10 protein-coding genes are annotated in these 18,262 nt (G+C 70.0%); 8 read left to right on the top strand and 2 right to left on the bottom strand.

Annotated elements, in window-relative coordinates:
* The first annotated feature begins 214 nt into the window (after window positions 1-214).
* From AADZ78_RS10530 to AADZ78_RS10520, 3 genes are all read left to right on the top strand, one after another.
* Window positions 215-2,980: a PE family protein gene (locus tag AADZ78_RS10530; protein ID WP_204903424.1), complete on the top strand. Its 2,766-nt coding sequence runs from the start codon at window positions 215-217 to the stop codon at window positions 2,978-2,980.
* Window positions 2,981-3,175: 195 nt separating this feature from the next.
* A complete protein-coding gene (locus tag AADZ78_RS10525) occupies window positions 3,176-3,799 on the top strand; it encodes a hypothetical protein (RefSeq protein WP_085249002.1) in 624 nt (207 codons plus the stop codon).
* Between the two features lie 138 nt (window positions 3,800-3,937).
* A complete protein-coding gene (locus AADZ78_RS10520; protein ID WP_085249001.1) occupies window positions 3,938-4,558 on the top strand; it encodes a hypothetical protein in 621 nt (206 codons plus the stop codon).
* Between the two features lie 59 nt (window positions 4,559-4,617).
* Here the strand turns inward: AADZ78_RS10520 and AADZ78_RS10515 are convergent, their stop codons facing one another.
* Entirely contained in the window at window positions 4,618-5,973 is a 1,356-nt protein-coding gene (locus AADZ78_RS10515) for a replication-associated recombination protein A (RefSeq protein WP_085249000.1), read from the bottom strand.
* A 137-nt stretch (window positions 5,974-6,110) separates the two neighbouring features.
* Between AADZ78_RS10515 and AADZ78_RS10510 the strand changes: the two genes are divergently transcribed.
* From AADZ78_RS10510 to AADZ78_RS10490, 5 genes are all read left to right on the top strand, one after another.
* On the top strand, window positions 6,111-7,163 hold the full coding sequence (locus AADZ78_RS10510; RefSeq protein WP_239656754.1) for a hypothetical protein: 1,053 nt from the start codon (window positions 6,111-6,113) through the stop codon (window positions 7,161-7,163).
* 58 nt (window positions 7,164-7,221) lie between these two features.
* Window positions 7,222-7,959 carry a DUF2652 domain-containing protein gene (locus AADZ78_RS10505; RefSeq protein ID WP_085248998.1) on the top strand — a complete coding sequence of 246 codons (738 nt, stop codon included), beginning with the start codon at window positions 7,222-7,224 and terminating at the stop codon, window positions 7,957-7,959.
* Window positions 7,960-8,121: 162 nt separating this feature from the next.
* Window positions 8,122-9,879: a patatin-like phospholipase family protein gene (locus AADZ78_RS10500; protein WP_085248997.1), complete on the top strand. Its 1,758-nt coding sequence runs from the start codon at window positions 8,122-8,124 to the stop codon at window positions 9,877-9,879.
* Window positions 9,880-9,923: 44 nt separating this feature from the next.
* Window positions 9,924-13,250, top strand: coding sequence for a DUF2126 domain-containing protein (locus AADZ78_RS10495; protein ID WP_085248996.1), 3,327 nt, complete (start codon window positions 9,924-9,926; stop codon window positions 13,248-13,250).
* 26 nt (window positions 13,251-13,276) lie between these two features.
* Window positions 13,277-15,907, top strand: coding sequence for a circularly permuted type 2 ATP-grasp protein (locus AADZ78_RS10490; protein ID WP_139828510.1), 2,631 nt, complete (start codon window positions 13,277-13,279; stop codon window positions 15,905-15,907).
* 80 nt (window positions 15,908-15,987) lie between these two features.
* On the opposite strand, the gene AADZ78_RS10485 is transcribed toward AADZ78_RS10490, so the two are convergent.
* Complete coding sequence (locus AADZ78_RS10485) at window positions 15,988-18,159, bottom strand: PE family protein (protein WP_204803310.1); 2,172 nt, start codon at window positions 18,157-18,159, stop codon at window positions 15,988-15,990.
* Window positions 18,160-18,262: the final 103 nt, after the last annotated feature.

The following is an 18,262-nucleotide window of genomic DNA, read 5'->3' as shown; positions in this document are numbered from 1 at the left end:
GGGGCGGCTCGGCGACCTGCCAATCCGCTGTTGCCAGGGCTTATCGGTCGAAGGACTGTCAGGGGGACGGTAAAAGTGGACAACGTTGTTGGGGAAACCGCCGGATCCGGTGCCCCGACCGCGATACATTTGACCCCACCGATTCCTGGCCGGGGGCCAGGCGCTCCCTAGCCGGTATCACCCTTGGTCGTCATGTCGGAGTGGGAGGTGTCAGATGTCGTCTGTGATCGCGACCCCACAAGCCATGGCAGTGGCGGCGTCGGATTTGGCCAATCTTGGATCGATACTCGGCGTGGCCAACTCAGCGGCGGCGGCCACTACTACCCAGGTAGCGGCCGCGGCCGCTGATGAGGTGTCGGCGGCCATCGCAGCGCTGTTCGGCGCCCACGGTCAGGCCTATCAGGCGCTTAGCACGCAGGCGACGGCATTTCATCACCAGTTTGTGCAGACTTTGACCGCGGGTGCGGGCTCGTATGCCGGTGCCGAGGCCACCGCGGCCTCGGTGCTGCAGAATGCGCTCGACGTGCTCAATGCGCCCGTCCAGGCGGCTACCGGGCGCCCGCTGTTCGGCGATGGCGCCAATGGCGCTCCGGGGACCGGGGCCAATGGCGGGCCCGGCGGGTGGTTGATCGGCAACGGCGGGGCCGGCGGGTCCGGCGCGCCGAGCGCCGTTGGCGATGGTGGGCCCGGCGGGGCCGGCGGGCCCGGCGGGTTGCTCGGCAGCGGTGGGGCCGGCGGCGCCGGGGGGAGCGCATCGGGCGCCGGTAAGGCCGGCGGGGCCGGCGGGGCGGGCGGGGGCGCCTTGCTGTTCGGGGCAGGCGGCGCTGGCGGGGCCGGCGGGTTCGGGGGCGGCGGTGCCGCCGGCGGGGCCGGCGGGGTCGGCGGGGCGGGCGGGCTGTTCAACAGCGGCGGCGCCGGCGGCGCCGGCGGGTTCGGCGACGCCATCGGCGGGGCTGGCGGCGCCGGCGGGCCCGGCGGGCTGTTCGGCAACGGCGGGCCTGGCGGGCCCGGCGGGCGAGGCCTCGCCGCCGGCGGCGTCGCCGGCGGCGCCGGAGGGGCCGGCGGGACCGGCGGGCTGTTCGGCGCCGGCGGGGCCGGTGGGGCCGGCGGGCTCGGCGAAATCGGCATCGGTGGGGCCGGTGGGGCCGGCGGGGACGGCGGGCTGTTCGGCGCGGGCGGTGTCGGCGGAGCCGGGGCGATCGGCCAAGCTGGCGGTGGGGCCGGCGGGGCCGGCGGCAACGCCGGCATGCTCGCCTTCGGTGCCCCCGGCGGCGACGGCGGCGCCGGCGGGGACGGCTTCTTCGGCCCCGGCGGCGGGGCCGGCGGGGCCGGAGGCAACGCCGGGCTGCTGTTCGGCTCCGGCGGCGCCGGCGGCGCCGGCGGGTTCGGCCCCGGCGGCGGGGCCGGCGGCGCCGGGGGCAACGCCGGGCTGCTGTTCGGCTCCGGCGGCGCCGGCGGCACTGGTGGTGCCGGCTTCAGTGTCGGCGCCACCGGTGCGGCCGGTGGGGCCGGCGGCAAGCCCGGGCTGATCGGCAACGCCGGCAACGGCGGCAACGGCGGCGCGTCGGCGACCGGTACCGGCGGCGTCGGCGGGGACGGCGGCAATGCTGTGCTGATCGGCAACGGTGGTAACGGCGGCAACGGCGGTACCGGCGCAACCGCGGGCAGCACCGGCGCCGGCGGCATCAGCGGGCTGCTGTTGGGTGCCGACGGATCCAACGCGCCGGCCAGCACCGACCCACTGCACACCCTGCAGCAACAGGCGCTCAGCGCGATCAACGGGCCCACCCAGGCACTGACCGGGCGCCCGTTGATCGGCAACGGCGCCAACGGGACTCCGGGGACCGGGGCTGACGGTGGTGCCGGTGGGTGGTTGTTCGGCAACGGCGGAAACGGCGGGTCCGGCGCCGCCGGCGCCACCGGTGGGCCCGGCGGGGCCGGCGGGGCCGGCGGCATCTTGTTCGGCACCGGCGGGACGGGCGGGGCCGGCGGGGCCGGAACCGCGGGCGACGGCGGCGCCGGTGGTGCAGGCGGGGCCGCCCTGCTGATCGGCGCCGGCGGCACCGGCGGACCCGGCGGCAGCGGCACGACCGCCGGCGGGAATGGCGGGAACGGCGGGACCGGTGGCAACGCCGGGGCACTCTTCGGCGCCGCCGGCGCCGGCGGCCCCGGCGGCTTCGGCACTACCAACGCCACCGGCGGGGCCGGCGGGGCCGGCGGCGCCGGCGGGCTGTTCACAGACGGCGGGGCCGGCGGGCGCGGCGGGTTCGGCAGCGATGCCGGCGGGGCCGGCGGGGCCGGCGGGACCGGCGGGCTATTCGCCGACGGCGGGGCCGGCGGGGCCGGCCATTTCAGCCCGAACACCGGCGGGGCCGGCGGGGCCGGCGGGGCGGGTGGGCTGTTCGGCGCCGGCGGCACCGGCGGCTCCGGCGGGTTCGGCAGCAAGGGCGGCGGGACCGGCGGGGCCGGCGGCAACGCCGGCCCGCTCGCCCTCGGTGCCGCTGGCGGCACCGGCGGCACCGGCGGGGAAGCCAACGTCGGCACCGGCGGCATCGGTGGGGCCGGCGGCAACGCCGGCCTGCTGTTCGGCTCCGGCGGCGCCGGCGGCGCCGGCGGGTTCAACGTTAACGGCAATACCGGCGGCACCGGCGGGGCCGGCGGCAACGCCGGCCTGCTGTTCGGCTCGGGCGGCGCCGGCGGGGCCGGCGGCGCCTCCGGTGCGGCGGCCGGCACCGGGGGTGCCGGCGGGTCCAGTGGCAAGGCCGGGCTGATCGGCAACGGCGGTAGCGGCGGCGCCGGCGGCGCCGCCGCGGGGGGTGTCGGCACCGGTGGCGCCGGCGGGGTCGGCGGGGCCGGCGTGTTTATCGGCGCTGGCGGCAACGGCGGCAACGGCGGGACCGGCACGACCGCGGGCAAGGCCGGCGCGGGCGGCACCGGCGGGGTGCTGCTCGGCAGTGACGGCAACAACGGGTTTCCGTAGGCGGCCGGCGGCAAACACGGGTCGCCCATAATCCGGGTCGCCAATGGTCGCAGTCCTCATGTGCCGATACCGACTCCGACTGCGGATGCCGACCCACCCCAGACAAGCATTGCCAGCGCCATTCGGTAGGAGGAAGGTATCTGATTAGACCGGTGGCGCCACCGGGGCGCTGCCCCGACACAGGAGGGGCCGATCGTGTACGCACGCTCTACCACCATCCAGGCGCAACCCTTGTCGGTCGACATTGGAATTGCGCATGTTCGCGATGTCGTCATGCCCGCCCTGCAGGAAATCGACGGGTGTGTCGGGTTGTCGCTGTTGGTCGACCGGCAGTCCGGCAGATGTATCGCCACCAGCGCGTGGGAGTCGTTGGCGGCGATGCGCGCCAGCGCCGAACAGGTGGCACCCATCCGCGACCGGGCGGGGCTGATGTTCGACGGCAGCGTCAAGGTCGAGGAGTGGGAGATCGCACTGGTGCACCGCGACCACCACTCGCATGAGGGGGCGTGCGTGCGGGCCACCTGGCTCAAGGTGGTGCCCGATCAGCTCAGCCGATCCCTGGATTTTTACCGGACGTACGTGCTGCCCGAGATGGAGCGCCTCGACGGCTTCTGCAGTGCCAGCATGATGGTCGACCACCCGTCGTGTCGGCGTGCCGTGTCCTGCTCGACTTTCGACAGCATTGATGCGATGGCCCGAAACCGCGACCAGGCGACCGAGCTGCGCAGCCGCCGGGTCCGGGAACTCGGGGCCGAGGTAATCGACGTAGCCGAGTTCGAGCTGGCGATCGCCCACCTGCGAGTGCCCGAGCTGGTCTGAACTCGCGGCTCAATCCCGGGCAATCACAACGGCATTCCCCTTGCCGCCCTCTTGCCGCGCAAAGATCAATGGAGGAAGGTAGTGGGTGCACCGGTGGCGCCGCCGGGGCGCCACCCTGACAGGTGAGGGGGGTGGATCGTGTACGCACGCTCTACCACAATTCAGGCGAAATCAACCGACATCGATGCGGGGATTGCACACATTCGCGACGTCGTCATGCCCGCCCTTCAGCAGATCAACGGGTGTGTGGGAGTGTCGCTGCTGGTGGACCGGCAATCGGGCAGATGTATCGCCACCAGTGCCTGGGAAACCGACGCGGCGATGCGGGCAAGCGCCGACGAGATCCGGCCGATCCGGGACCGGGCCGCGGAGGCATTCGGGGGTACGCCGAATGTCGAAGAGTGGGAGCTCGCGGTGCTGCACCGTGACCACCCCTCACGTGAGGGCGCATGCGTGCGGGCCACGTGGGTCAAGGGCGACCCGGCTCGCGCGGACCAAAACATCGAGTACTTCAAGACGTCTGTGCTGCCCGAGTTGGAAGGTCTAGAGGGATTCTGCAGCGCCAGCCTGATGGTCGACCGTTCGTCCGGTCGCGCCGTGTCCTGCGCGGCGTTCGATAGCCACGAAGCGATGGAGCGAAACAGGGAACAATCGCGGGCCATCAAGAACGCGAAAATCCGCGAAGCGGGCGTCGAAGAACTCGATGAGTGCGAATTTGACCTCGCGCTCGCTCACCTGCGCGCACCCGAGCTGGTCTAAGCTGCGTCGCTCGTCGCCGAGCGTCATGTTGGCGTGACGCTCGGCGACGAGCGTCACGTTCACGCGGAAGTCCCCCGCTTCCCACGGATAATCGCGCGCAACCGTTCCAGCCGACCAACGATCTCCCGTTCGCCGCCTCGGCCGGTCGGCCGATAGTAGTCCACGTCCATCAGCTCGTCCGGCGGATACTGTTGGGCGACAATGCCATCCGGGTCGTCGTGGGAGTACCTATAACCCTGCGCGTTGCCCAGCGCCGCCGCACCCGAATAGTGCCCGTCACGCAGATGTGCCGGCACCAGACCGGCCTTGCCGGCCTTGATGTCGCTGATCGCGGCGCCCAGGGCGGTCGTGACCGCGTTCGACTTGGGCGCGGTGGCCAGATGGACGGTGGCATGCGCCAGCGTCAGCTGAGCCTCGGGCATGCCGATCAGCTGCACGGTCTGGGCGGCGGCAACGGCGGTCTGCAGCGCGGTGGGGTCGGCCATCCCGATGTCCTCACTGGCCAGGATCATCAGCCGGCGGGCGATGAACCGCGGATCCTCGCCGGCGACCAGCATGCGGGCCAGATAGTGCAGCGCAGCGTCGACGTCGGAGCCGCGCACCGACTTGATGAAGGCGCTAACGACGTCGTAGTGCTGGTCGCCGTCGCGATCGTAGCGGACCGCGGCTTTGTCCAGCGATTGCTCGATGGTCTCGACGGTGACATGCTCGTTGGCTTCTGAGGCCACTTCCAGCGCGGTCAGGGCGCGACGGGCGTCCCCGGCCGCCAGTTGCACCAAAAGCTTGAGCGCCTCAGGTGCCACCGAGACCCGCCCGCCCAGGCCGCGGGAGTCGTCGATGGCGCGTTGCACCACCGTGCGGATGTCGTCGGAGGTCAGCGGCCGCAGCTGCAGGATCAGCGACCGCGACAACAGCGGCGCCACCACGGAAAACGACGGATTCTCGGTGGTCGCCGCCACCAGCAACACCACCCGGTTCTCCACCGCCGACAGCAGGGCGTCCTGTTGGGTCTTGGAGAATCGATGGACTTCGTCGATGAACAGCACCGTCTGCTCGCGGGCGAGGAGGGCCTTACGCGCATAGTCGATCACTGCGCGGACGTCCTTCACGCCGGCCGACAACGCCGATAGCGCCTCGAAGCGGCGGCCAGTCGCCTGTGAGATCAGCGCCGCCAGCGTCGTCTTACCGCTTCCGGGCGGGCCGTAGAGGATGACCGACGCCGCGCCGGAGCCCTCGACCAGGCGGCGCAGCGGCGATCCGGGTGCCAGCAGGTGATCCTGCCCAACTACCTCATCCAGCGACGCCGGACGCATCCGCACCGCCAGCGGCGCCCCGGCCGACACGCCCAGATCATCACCGGTCGCCTTCGGTGCGCCGGGCAGGTCGAACAGACCGTCGGACACGGTTTCAGGCATACCATGCGGCACCGACACCCGCCGGAGGCCAGGCCGACGTGAAGTGGGGCGAGCCCATCCGCGCGCCTCCACCCGATATTTGTTAAGTTCCGATTTGCTTAGTTCTGCGCGCGTACCGACTAGAAGCTAGGACCGCTATGAGCCAGCCCCCGGAGTATCCAGGTAACCCAGCCGACGCCGAAGGTGGCAATCACGGCCCCCAGGGCTACCCGCCTCCCCCGCCTCCCCCGCCTCCCCCGCCCCCCGGCTACGGCGCACCACCTCCACCACCTGGCTATGGCCCACCACCAGGCGGCTATCCCCCACCTCCTGGCCCACCCCCCGGGGGCTACCCGCCGCCCGGTTACCCCCCAACTCCCCCGCCCCCCGGTTATGGCCCACCAGGGGGTGCGCCGCCTCCCGGTTACCCGCCCCAGCCCGGCTACGGTGTCGCACCGACGCCGGTCTTCAGCGTGGGCGATGCGTTTAGTTGGTCGTGGAACAAGTTCACGCAGAACGCCGCGGCGCTCGTTGTTCCGCTACTCGTGTATGCCGTCGCGCTGGCCGCCGTGATCGGTGCGATGGTAGGCATCGTTCTCGCCACGTCGGAGAGCACGACTACCAGCTACACCGACACCTACGGCGTCACGGGCGAAACCACGACCGCGAACATCACCCCCGTTGGCGGCATCGTGTTGTTCCTCGGTTACATCGCGTTGTTCTGCGTGGCGATCTACATGCATGCCGGACTTGCAACGGGCTGCCTTGACATCGCCGACGGAAAGCCGGTGACCATCGCAACGTTCTTCAAGCCGCGCAATCTGGGCAAGGTCGCCGTCACGGCGCTGCTGGTCGCCATTGGCACCACGATCGGGACGGTGCTGTGCATCATTCCGGGCTTGATCTTTGGCTTCGCGGCGCAGTTCGCAATCGTCTTTGCCGTCGACAGGTCCTTGTCTCCCGTCGATTCCATCAAGGCCAGTATCGCCACCGTCAGGGCCCAACTCGGCAACAGCGCGCTGTCCTGGCTGGTGCAGGTGGCGGCGGTGCTGGTCGGCGAGTTGCTGTGCTACGTCGGCATGCTCGTTGGTGTTCCGATCGCCTCGCTCATCCAGACCTACACGTACCGCAAGCTGTCCGGCGGCCAGGTCGTCGCGGTCAGCCAGCCTGGCCCCCCGGTCGGTATGCCGCCGGGCCCCCAGATGGCATAGCGACGGTCGAGTGACGGAGGTCGCAGCGCGCTGCGGCCCTCGCTACACTGCCCGACGTATGGGCATTCAACGCGCTGTTCTCCTCATCGCCGACATCGGCGGATACACGAACTACATGCATTGGAACCGCAAGCACCTGGCCCACGCGCAATGGACGGTGGCGGAGCTACTGGAATCAGTCATCGACGCCGGCAAAGGCATGAAGCTGGCGAAGCTGGAGGGCGACGCCGCGTTTTTTTGGGCACCAGACGGCGACGCCAACGTGCTGGTATGCGACCGGCCATCCCGGATGCGGCACGCGTTCCGTGCGCGGCGGGAGCGGATCAAAAAGGACCATCCCTGCGACTGTAAGAGTTGTGAGCAGCGAGACAACCTGACGATCAAATTCGTCACCCACGAGGGCGAGGTGGCGGAGCAGCGGGTGAAACGCAACGTCGAGCTCGCCGGTGTCGACGTCATTCTCGTGCACCGCATGCTGAAAAATAACGTCCCCGTGTCGGAGTACCTGCTGATGACCGACGTTGTGGCACAGTGCCTCGACGAGCCGGTGCGCGGGCTATGCAAGCCGCTCACGCACGACTTCGAGGGCCTCGGACATACCCCAACTCACTACATCGATCTCGCGACCTCGGAGGTGCCACCCCTGCCGCCAGAGCGCAGCTTCTTCGGCCGTCTCTGGGCCTATCTGAAGTTCGAGTGGCACGCGTTGCCGTACCTGCTGGGTTTCAAGAAAGCCTGTGCGGGCTTTCGCAGCCTGGACCGCGGCGCAGACGAACAGCCAGCCACAATGGGCTGAGCCGGAGCGGCAGTTGGCGTGGCGCACAACCGAGTTCATCTGGTCGACATGGACGCTGTCTTTGCTGCGGTGACGCCAAATTGGTGAACAAACCACCTACACGTAGCAGGTAAATTCATCTCGGAACACTGAGGAACGCATCTGACGGTAGAGCTGGGAGAGATGTCACTGAGGAATGAAGAGCGATTGGCCAAGCGGCGTGGTGCCGATGTGCGAGCCGCACTGCGGAACATTCCGATACTCGCCGACATCGATGACGAGCAACTCGAACGACTCTCGACCACCGTAGATCGTCGCCACGTGCCCACCAACGAGTGGCTCTTTCATGCGGGAGACCAATCGGACTCCATCTACATCGTCGACTCGGGGCGATTCGCAGCTATCGGCGCGGATGGACACGTGATCGCTGAGATGGCATCCGGTGACTCGATCGGAGACCTGGGCGTGATCGCCGGCGGTGTTCGCTCGGCCGGTGTACAAGCCCTTCGAGACGGCGTCGTCTGGCGGATCGCCGCTGACACGTTCACCGAGATACTTGCGAGAGCTCCGCAAATGCAAGCGGCAATGCTGCGGGTGATGGCGAGGATGCTGCGTGAGTCGCGACGCGTCAAGACATCTGGGCGTCCTCGGGTTATCGGCGTGCTATCAACTGAGGACACCGCGGCGGCCCCGATCGTTGACGCGATCGCGACTCGACTGGGCTCTCACGGTCGGACTGCCGTCGTCGCTGCGCCCGTCGACACCATCGCAGAAGTTCAGACTTATGGCGAGTTCGTCGAAGCGTTCAGCGAGACCCTTGATCGGGCGGAGCACAGCAACGATTGGGTTTTGATGGTAGCCGACCGAGGCTCCAGCGGCCTCTGGCGTCAATATGTTGGCGCGCAAAGCGACCGCCTCGTGGTGCTTGCGGATCACCACTCTCCGCCGGAAGAGGTTGATTCGCTAGCTACCCAACGGCCAGTCCACCTGGTCACCTGCACGGCGGAACCGGATCCAAGTTGGTGGGATCGGCTGGCGCCGGTTTCGCATCACCCCGCCACCGAGGATGGCTTCGGTGCTCTAGCACGCAGAATCGCCGGCCGATCGATCGGTCTTGTGATGGCCGGCGGCGGGGCTCGCGGATTTGCCCATTTTGGTGTTTACGAAGAGCTCACCCGGGCGGGCGTTGTCATCGACCGGTTTGGCGGAACGAGTTCCGGTGCAATCGCTTCCGCGGCGTTCGCGCTGGGGATGGACGCCAGTGACGCGATCGCCGCGGCGCGAGAGTTCATGGCGTACAGCGATCCACTCGGCGACTACACGATCCCTGCGGTAGCCCTGACTCGAGGTGGGCGCGTCAATCGTCTGATTGAGCAATTCTTCGGCAGCACTTTGATCGAGCATCTGCCCAAAGGGTTCTTCTCCGTTTCCGCGGACATGATCACAGGCGATCAGATCGTCCACCGGCGTGGGCCGGTGTGGCTCGCCGTGCGCGCATCGATCTCGATCCCCGGTCTCATTCCGCCGGTGCAACATGGCGAACAGATGCTCGTCGACGGTGGACTGTTGAACAACCTCCCTGCCGACGTGATGTGCGCCGACCAAGATGGCGACGTCATCTGCGTGGATCTACGTCGAACGTTCGTGCCGTCGAAAGGCTTCGGCTTGTTGCCGTCGATCGTTCAGCCTCCCGGGTTCGTCCGGCGGCTCTTCACCGGCACTGATGTCGCCTTACCTCCGTTGCAAGAGACATTGCTTCGTACGTTCGACCTTGCGGCCTCCACCGCCAACCTGCGCGAGCTCCCTCGCGTTGCGGCCATCATCGAGCCGGACGTCTCGAAGATCGGTGTGTTGAACTTTAGGCAGATTGATGCCGCCCTGGAGGCCGGGCGGATCGCAGCCCGAGCAGCTCTGGAAGCACAGCCGGACCTCGTTCGCTGACTACGGAATGCGGTGGTCTGACCGGTGTGATCTGATCAGCGGTTATGAGCATCAAAGTTGCGCTGGAGCACCGCACCAGCTACACCTTTGACCAGCTGGTCGGTGTGTATCCGCACATCGTGCGGCTGCGCCCGGCGCCCCACTCGCGTACCCCCATCGAGGCCTACTCGCTACGCGTCGACCCGGCCGACCACTTCATCAACTGGCAACAGGATGCGGTGGGTAATTTCCTTGCGCGGCTGGTCTTTCCGAAGCCGATGCGGCAACTGACGATCACGGTCGGGCTCATCGCCGACCTCAAGGTCATCAACCCGTTCGACTTCTTTATCGAGGACTGGGCCCAGACGTGGCCATCGGCAGGATTGACCTACCCCAAGGCGCTGGCCGATGACCTGGAGCCATACCTGCGGCCCGTCGACGAGGACGGCGACGGTTCCGGCCCGGGCGAGCTGGTGCGGGCCTGGGTGCGCAACTTCTCGGTGGCCGACGGCACCCGCACCATCGACTTCCTGGTCGCGCTCAACCGCGCGATCAACATCGACGTCGGCTACAGCGTGCGCATGGAACCCGGTGTCCAGACACCGGATTTCACGCTGCGCACGGGTATCGGCTCGTGCCGGGACTCGGCGTGGCTGTTGGTGTCGATCCTGCGTCAGCTCGGGCTGGCCGCCCGCTTCGTGTCCGGCTATCTGGTGCAGCTGGCCTCCGACGTGGAGGCGCTCGACGGGCCGTCGGGGCCCGCCGCCGACTTCACCGACCTGCATGCCTGGACCGAGGTGTACATCCCCGGTGCCGGTTGGATCGGATTGGACCCGACGTCGGGACTGTTCGCCGGCGAGGGTCATATCCCGCTGGCGGCCACGCCGCATCCCGCGACCGCGGCCCCCATCACCGGCGGCACCGACCCGTGCGAGTGCGTGCTGGAGTTCTCCAACACGGTTACCCGCGTCCACGAAGACCCGCGGGTCACGTTGCCCTACACCGACACTGCGTGGCGGACGATCTGCGAGGTCGGACGCAGGGTCGACGAGCGGCTAACCGCCGGTGATGTCCGGCTGACCGTCGGCGGCGAGCCAACGTTCGTCTCGGTAGACAACCAGGTCGACAAAGAGTGGCGGACGGCCGCCGACGGCCCACACAAGCGCCGGCTGGCCTCGGACTTGGCCACCCGGTTGCGAGCCCAGTGGGCTCCGCAGGGGCTGATTCAGCGCGGTCAAGGCAGGTGGTATCCGGGAGAACCGTTGCCGCGCTGGCAGATTGCGCTGTACTGGCGCACCGACGGACGCCCGCTGTGGACCAACGACGCCCTGCTGGCCGACCCGTGGCTGGACCAACCGCCCCTGGTCGACGTCGCAGCGGCCCAGAAGGTGCTCTCCGGCGTTGCCGAGGGTCTAGGACTGCCGCTCTCGCAGGTGCGGCCAGCCTACGAAGATCCGCTGAGCCGGCTGGCGGCCGCCGTGCGACTGCCGTCCGGCGACCCGGTGGATCCCGGCGACGACCTCGCCGACGACACCGCCACGGGACGCGCCGCGCTGCTGGCCCGCCTCGACGAATCTGTCACGTCCCCAACGGCTTTCGTGCTGCCACTGCACCGCCGTGCCGACGGCCAAGGCTGGGCCAGCGCGGACTGGCGGTTGCGCCGCGGTCGCATCGTGCTGCTCGAGGGCGATTCGCCGGCGGGTCTGCGGCTGCCGCTGGATTCGATCAGCTGGCTGCCGCCCCGGCCATCGTTCGACGTCGACCCGATCAGCGTTGGGTACGCACTCCCGACGGACCCCGTCGGCTTGGGCGCGGTAATGGAGGAGCCCGAAACCGCGCCGACGACCGCGATGGTCGCCGAGGTTCGCGACGGGCTGCTGTACATCTTCCTGCCACCCACCGAGGCGCTGGAGCACTTCATCGATCTCATCGCCCGGATCGAGGCATCGGCGGCGACGGCCGATTGTCCGGTGGTCATCGAGGGTTACGGCCCGCCACCGGATCCGCGGCTGACGTCGACGACGATCACGCCCGACCCGGGTGTCATCGAGGTCAACATCGCGCCCACCGCCAGTTTCGCCGAGCAACTGCAACAGCTGGAAACCCTGTATGAACAGGCCCGGTTGGCGCGGCTCTCAACGGAGTCGTTCGACATCGACGGCACCCACGGTGGCACCGGTGGGGGCAACCACATCACGCTCGGCGGCGTCACGCCGGCGGACTCGCCGCTGCTGCGCCGCCCGGACCTGCTGGTCTCGCTGCTGACCTACTGGCAGCGACACCCGTCACTGTCCTACCTGTTCGCCGGGCGGTTCGTCGGCACCACGTCGCAGGCGCCGCGGGTTGACGAGGGCCGCACCGAGGCGCTCTACGAACTGGAGATCGCGTTCGCCGAGATCGCGCGGCTGTCCCCGTCGTTCGGGGGCGGCCGGCCACAACCGTGGGTGACCGACCGCGCGCTGCGGCACCTGCTCACCGACATCACCGGCAACACCCACCGCGCCGAGTTCTGCATCGACAAGCTCTACAGCCCCGAAGGCCCCCGCGGCCGGCTCGGCCTGCTGGAGCTGCGCGGGTTCGAGATGCCGCCACACCTGCGGATGGCCATGGTGCAGTCGCTGCTGGTGCGCTCCCTGGTGACGTGGTTCTGGGGCGAACCGCTGCGCGCCCCGCTGATTCGCCACGGCGCCAACTTGCACGGGCGATATCTGTTGCCGCACTTCTTGATTCATGACATCGCCGAAGTGGCCGCCGACCTGCGCGCACACGGCATCGCGTTTGAGACCAGCTGGCTGGATCCGTTCACCGAATTCCGCTTCCCACGCATCGGGACCGCCGTCTTCGACGGCGTGGAGATCGAGTTGCGCGGGGCAATCGAGCCGTGGCACACCCTCGGCGAGGAAGCCACCGCCACCGGCACCGCCCGCTACGTCGACTCGTCGGTCGAGCGCATCCAGGTCCGCGTCATCGGCGCCGACCGGCACCGCTACGTGGTGACCTGCAACGGCTACCCAGTGCCCTTGCTGGCAACCGATAACCCCGACATCCACGTGGGTGGGGTGCGGTTCAAGGCCTGGCAACCTCCCAGCGCGCTGCACCCGACCATATCGGCCGACGGCCCGTTGCAGTTCGAGCTCATCGATCTGACCGCCGGAACGTCGCGCGGTGGCTGCACCTACCACGTCGCCCATCCCGGGGGGCGCGCCTACGACGAACCGCCGATCAATGCGGTGGAGGCGGAGTCGCGCCGCGCGCGCCGCTTCGAGGCGACCGGCTTCACGCCGGGCAAGCTTGACCTATCCGACATTCGGGAAAAGCAGGCCCGGATATTCACCGACATCGGCGCGCCCGGCATCCTCGACCTGCGACGGGTGCGTACCGTGCAGCAGTAATGGCCCTCTCAGAATTGGCACGGAGCATGCGTGGATCGGCGGCCGCGAGGTATGACGTCGATCGCCTGCTGGCCGGCTACCGCACCGCGCGCGCCCAGGAAGCGCTGTTCGACCTGCGGGACGGCCCGGGGATCGGCTACGACGAATTCGTCGACGAAGTCGGCAATGTGCGGCCGGCCTGGACCGAGTTGGCCGACGCGGTCGCCGAGCGCGGCCGGGCCGGACTCGACCGGCTGCGCTCGGTCGTGCACAGCCTGATCGACCACGACGGCATCACCTACACCGGGATCGACGCCAACGGCGACGCCCTCGCCGGTGGCCACGGCCTGGAGCCGGGGCCCTGGAGGCTGGACACCCTGCCGCTGGTGGTCTCCGCGGCCGACTGGGACGTGCTCGAGGCCGGGCTGGTCCAGCGGTCGCGGCTGCTCGACGCCGTGCTCGCCGACCTCTACGGCCCCTGCAACTTGATCCTCGAGGGCATCCTGCCGCCGGAACTGCTGTTCGCCCACCCCGGTTACGTACGAGCCGCCAACGGAATCAAGGTGCCCGGGCGCCACCAGCTCTTCATGCACGCCTGCGACATCAGCCGACTGCCCGACGGCAGCTTTCAAGTCAACGCCGACTGGACACAGGCCCCCTCGGGCGCCGGCTACGCGTTGGCCGATCGTCGTGTTGTCGCGCACGCGATTCCCGACCTGTACGAAAGAATCGCGCCGCGGCCGAACACCCCGTTCGCTCAAGCGCTGCGGCTGGGGCTGATCGACGCGGCACCCGATGTCGCCCAGGACCCGGTGGTGGTCGTGCTGAGCCCGGGCATCTACTCCGAGACCGCTTTCGATCAGGCGTATCTGGCTACGCTGCTGGGGTTCCCGCTGGTGGAAAGCGCGGATCTGGTGGTGCGCGACGGCAAGCTGTGGATGCGGTCGCTGGGCACGCTGAAACGGGTGGACGTCGTCTTGCGGCGCGTCGACGCGGACTACGCCGACCCACTGGATCTGCGCGCCGATTCGCGGCTGGGCGTGGTCGGTTTGGTGGAGGCCCAGCACCGCGGGACGGTGACCGTGGTCAACACGCTGGGCAGCGGCATCCTGGAAAGCCCTGGGCTATTGCGTTTCATGCCCGAACTGGCCGAGCGTCTCCTCGGTGAAGGCCCGCTGCTGCAGACCGCACCGGTCTACTGGGGTGGCATCGCCAGCGAGCGAGCGCACCTGCTGGTCAACCTCTCGTCGCTGTTGCTCAAGCCCACCACCGGCGGACCAACCCTGGTCGGGCCGACGCTTTCGTCCGCTCAGCTGGCTGACCTGGCGGCACGCATCGAGACCATGCCGTGGCAGTGGGTGGGACAGGAGCTGCCGACGTTCTCGTCGGCACCTACCGACCATGCCGCCGTGTTGTCGTCGGCCGGCGTCGGCATGCGGTTGTTCACGGTCGCCCAACGCGGCGGCTTCGCGCCGATGATCGGCGGCCTCGGCTACGTGCTGGCGCCCGGACCCGCCGCATACACGCTGAAAACGGTTGCGGCAAAAGATATCTGGGTGCGTCCGACGGAACGTGCGCTGGCCGAGGCGGTTACACTGCCGTCGATGGGCCCGCCGGCCAAGTCCGGCGCGGGTACTTGGGGCGTGAGTTCGCCGCGTGTGCTGTCGGATTTGTTCTGGATGGGACGCTACGGCGAGCGCGCCGAGAATATGGCCCGGTTGCTCATCGTCGCCCGCGAGCGCTACCACGTGTTCCGGCACCATCAGGACGCCGAAGAAAGCGAATGCGTGCCGGTGCTGATGGCCGCGCTGGGCCGCATCACCGGGACCGACACCGGTGTGGATCACGACCATGCGGAGACGATCGCCGTGGTCCCGTCGACGCTGTGGTCGATGACGGTGGACCCGGGCCGGCCCGGATCCCTTTTGCAGTCTGTGGAGGGGCTGGCGTTGGCCGCTCGGGCGGTGCGCGACCAGTTGTCCAACGACACCTGGATGGTGCTGGCCAGCGTGGAGCGCGCGCTAATGCACAACTCCGAGCCACCGGAATCGCTGACCGAGGCCGATGCCCTGCTCGCCTCGGCCCAGTCGCAAACGCTAGCGGGGATGCTGACCCTGTCGGGCGTGGCCAGCGAGTCGATGGTGCACGACGTGGGCTGGACGATGATGGACATCGGTAAACGCATCGAACGAGGCCTCTGGCTGACCGCATTGCTGCGCGACACGCTGACCACCGTCCGCAGTCCCGCTGCCGAGCAAACCATCACCGAATCGACCCTGGTGGCGTGTGAATCGTCGGTCATCTACCGACGGCGCACGGTGGGCAAGGTCAGCGTCGCCGCGGTGACCGAGCTGATGTTGTTCGACGCGCACAACCCGCGGTCGTTGGTGTATCAGCTGGAGCGGCTGCGGGCCAACCTGCGCGACCTCCCTGGCTCATCGGGTTCGTCACGCCCGGAGCGGATGGCCGAAGAGATCAGCACCCGGCTGCGCCGATCAGACCCGGCCGAGCTGGAGGAGGTCAGTGATGGCCGTCGTGCGGACCTGGCGGACCTGCTGACCGCGATTCACACCGCGCTGCGCGATCTGGCCGAGGTCATCACCGCGACACAGTTGACGCTGCCCGGCGGTATGCAGCCGCTGTGGGGTCCCGACGAACGCCGGGTTATGCCGGCCTAGCCGAGCGACGATGCGGCCCGCGCAGCGGGGCGAGGAGGAGCGAGGCGATCCGGCTCTAGCCGAGCGTTCGCCCGCTCGACCTACCCGGCGCCACCGGCCCCGCCGGCGCCGCCGTCGCCGCCGAAACCACCGACCCTTCCCCAGGGGCCCATCCCTGCCGCGCCCGGGGCGCCTTCGGTGCCGGGGCTTTCGCGTTCCCCCATGCCGCCAGTCCCGCCTGTACCACCGGTGCCGCCGCTGCCGCCGACGGAGCCGTCGTGGTCGTCGCTGCCGCCGGTGCCACCGACCCCTCCTTGGCCGCCCTGGCCGCCGGTGCCACCCGTGCCGAGGGTGTTGGAACCTCCGGTGCCGCCTTGGCCACCTTGGCCGCCCTGGCCCCCGTTCCCGGGGTCGGTGGGGCTGGCCCAACCGTCGCCGCCGGTGCCGCCGACGCCGCCCCAGCCGCCCGCACCGGCGCTGTGACCGGCGAAGGTGGTGCTGCCACCTTGGCCGCCGACGCCGCCGCTCCCGCCGGTCCCGCCTTGGCCGGCGCTGCCGCCGGTCCCGCCGGTACCGATCGCGCCGCCGACTCCGCCGGTGCCGCCGACGCCACCGAAACGACCGTTGCCGGCGCCGTTGATGCCGTCGTCGCTATAACCGGCGCCGCCCGCGCCACCGGTGCCGCCTTGGCCGCCTTGGCCGCCGCTGCCGTTGGTTCCGTCGGCGCCCGCGCCGCCGCCGGTGCCGCCGGCGCCGCCGGTGCCGCCCTGGCCACCTTGGCTACCAGGGTCGGACGGTGACGTGGCGTCGGCGCCGATACCACCTTGGCCACCTTGCCCCCCGGTGCCGCCGACGCCGCCGACACCCGCGCGGCCGACCGCGCCGCCGTCGGTTCCCAAACCACCGCTACCGGCAGTGCCACCGGTACCACCCTGCCCCCCCGCGGCGCCGCTGCCCGGGCCGATCGCGATGCCCGTGTTGGCGCCCCCGGTCCCGCCGGTACCGCCCTGACCGCCCACGCCACCCTGGCCACCGGCACCGCCGCCGACCCCGTCGATGCCCGCGCCACCGGCACCGCCCCGACCGCCGTCTCCGCCGACACCACCCGAGGCGCCCCCGGTGGGCGCGGTCGGGTCGTCGACACCAGCAGCGCCGTTACCACCCTGACCCCCGGTGCCCCCGGTGCCGCCGACCCCACCCGTGCCTATGCCGCCCGCGTGCCCGGCGGACCCAAACAACCCGCCAGACCCGCCGGCCCCGCCAGCACCGGCGCTACCACCCACACCGCCCATACCGCCGGCAGCGCCCTCCCCACCGAAGGCCTCACCGGCGCCGCCGGTCCCACCGAGCCCGCCGACGCCACCCACCCCGCCGCTACCACCGGCACCCCCAGCGCCGAGCAACCCACCGGCGCCCAACAGACCCGCATGTGCTCCGCCGGCGCCGCCGGCGCCGGCAGCCCCGCCGGCAAACCCCGCACCGCCGGCAACGCCCGTGCTGCCCGCAATACCCGCGCCCCCCACGCCACCATCGCCGCCAGCGCCCCCGGCCCCTCCGGACCAACCCACCAACGCCCTGCTGACCCCGCCGGTACCGCCGACGCCGCCAGCGCCGCCAGCCATGCCGATCGCACCGGCCCCGCCGGTCCCACCGATCCCGCCGGCCCCGCCATTACCGCCCAGCAGCCCACCGGCGCCCCCAGCGCCGCCGGCCCCGCCGGGCCGGCCCGCCGCGCCAACCCCGCCAGCCCCACCGACCCCGCCCGCGCCAAGCAGCCCCGCGTCCCCTCCGGGTCCGCCAGCCTGACCGACCGCACCGGACCCACCATTGCCGCCGTTGCCAATCAAAAACCCGCCGGGCCTGCCCCCCTGCCCAGTCCCCGGCGCGCCATCGGCACCATTGCCGATCAACGGGCGCCCAAACAAGATGTTGGTGGGCGCATTAATCAGGTTCAGGATCTCCTGCTCTAGGACCTGCAGCGGCGACGCGTTCACGGCCTCGGTGGCCGCATACGCCCCGCCGCCCGCAGCCAACGCCCGCACAAACTGGTCATGAAAAACCGCCGACTGCGCGGTGAGCGCCTGATAGTCCCGCGCGTAGCTGCCAAACAGCCGCGCGATGGCCACCGACACCTCGTCGCCGCCAGCGGCCAGCAGCTCGGTCGTCGAGGCAGCCGCCACCGAGTTAGCCGCCGAAATCGTCGACCCAATCCCGGTCAAGTCCCTCGACGCTGCCGCCAAAGCCTCAGGTGCAGCGATCACAAATGACGACATTTCCGCTCCGATCACTCGGGGATCACTCGCGCCGCACGTGACCCCCTTATCGACCAAGTCAGGCTATGCAGCCCATACATCGGCGTCCAACAGAACATTTCGA

The sequence above is a fragment of the Mycobacterium riyadhense genome (assembly GCF_963853645.1).
Taxonomy (GTDB): Bacteria; Actinomycetota; Actinomycetes; order Mycobacteriales; family Mycobacteriaceae; genus Mycobacterium; species Mycobacterium riyadhense.
Note: the sequence above shows the minus strand (reverse complement) of the source record. Positions and strands in the feature narration are given on the sequence as shown.

Bases quoted from the DNA above. Each gene is read 5' to 3' on its own strand.
- AADZ78_RS10485 (WP_204803310.1), bottom strand. From the start codon at position 18,159: ATGTCGTCATTTGTGATCGCTGCACCTGAGGCTTTGGCGGCAGCGTCG.
- AADZ78_RS10490 (WP_139828510.1), top strand. From the start codon at position 13,277: ATGCGTGGATCGGCGGCCGCGAGGTATGACGTCGATCGCCTGCTGGCC.
- AADZ78_RS10530 (WP_204903424.1), top strand. From the start codon at position 215: ATGTCGTCTGTGATCGCGACCCCACAAGCCATGGCAGTGGCGGCGTCG.
- AADZ78_RS10515 (WP_085249000.1), bottom strand. From the start codon at position 5,973: ATGCCTGAAACCGTGTCCGACGGTCTGTTCGACCTGCCCGGCGCACCG.
- AADZ78_RS10500 (WP_085248997.1), top strand. From the start codon at position 8,122: ATGTCACTGAGGAATGAAGAGCGATTGGCCAAGCGGCGTGGTGCCGAT.
- AADZ78_RS10510 (WP_239656754.1), top strand. From the start codon at position 6,111: ATGAGCCAGCCCCCGGAGTATCCAGGTAACCCAGCCGACGCCGAAGGT.
- AADZ78_RS10495 (WP_085248996.1), top strand. From the start codon at position 9,924: ATGAGCATCAAAGTTGCGCTGGAGCACCGCACCAGCTACACCTTTGAC.
- AADZ78_RS10505 (WP_085248998.1), top strand. From the start codon at position 7,222: ATGGGCATTCAACGCGCTGTTCTCCTCATCGCCGACATCGGCGGATAC.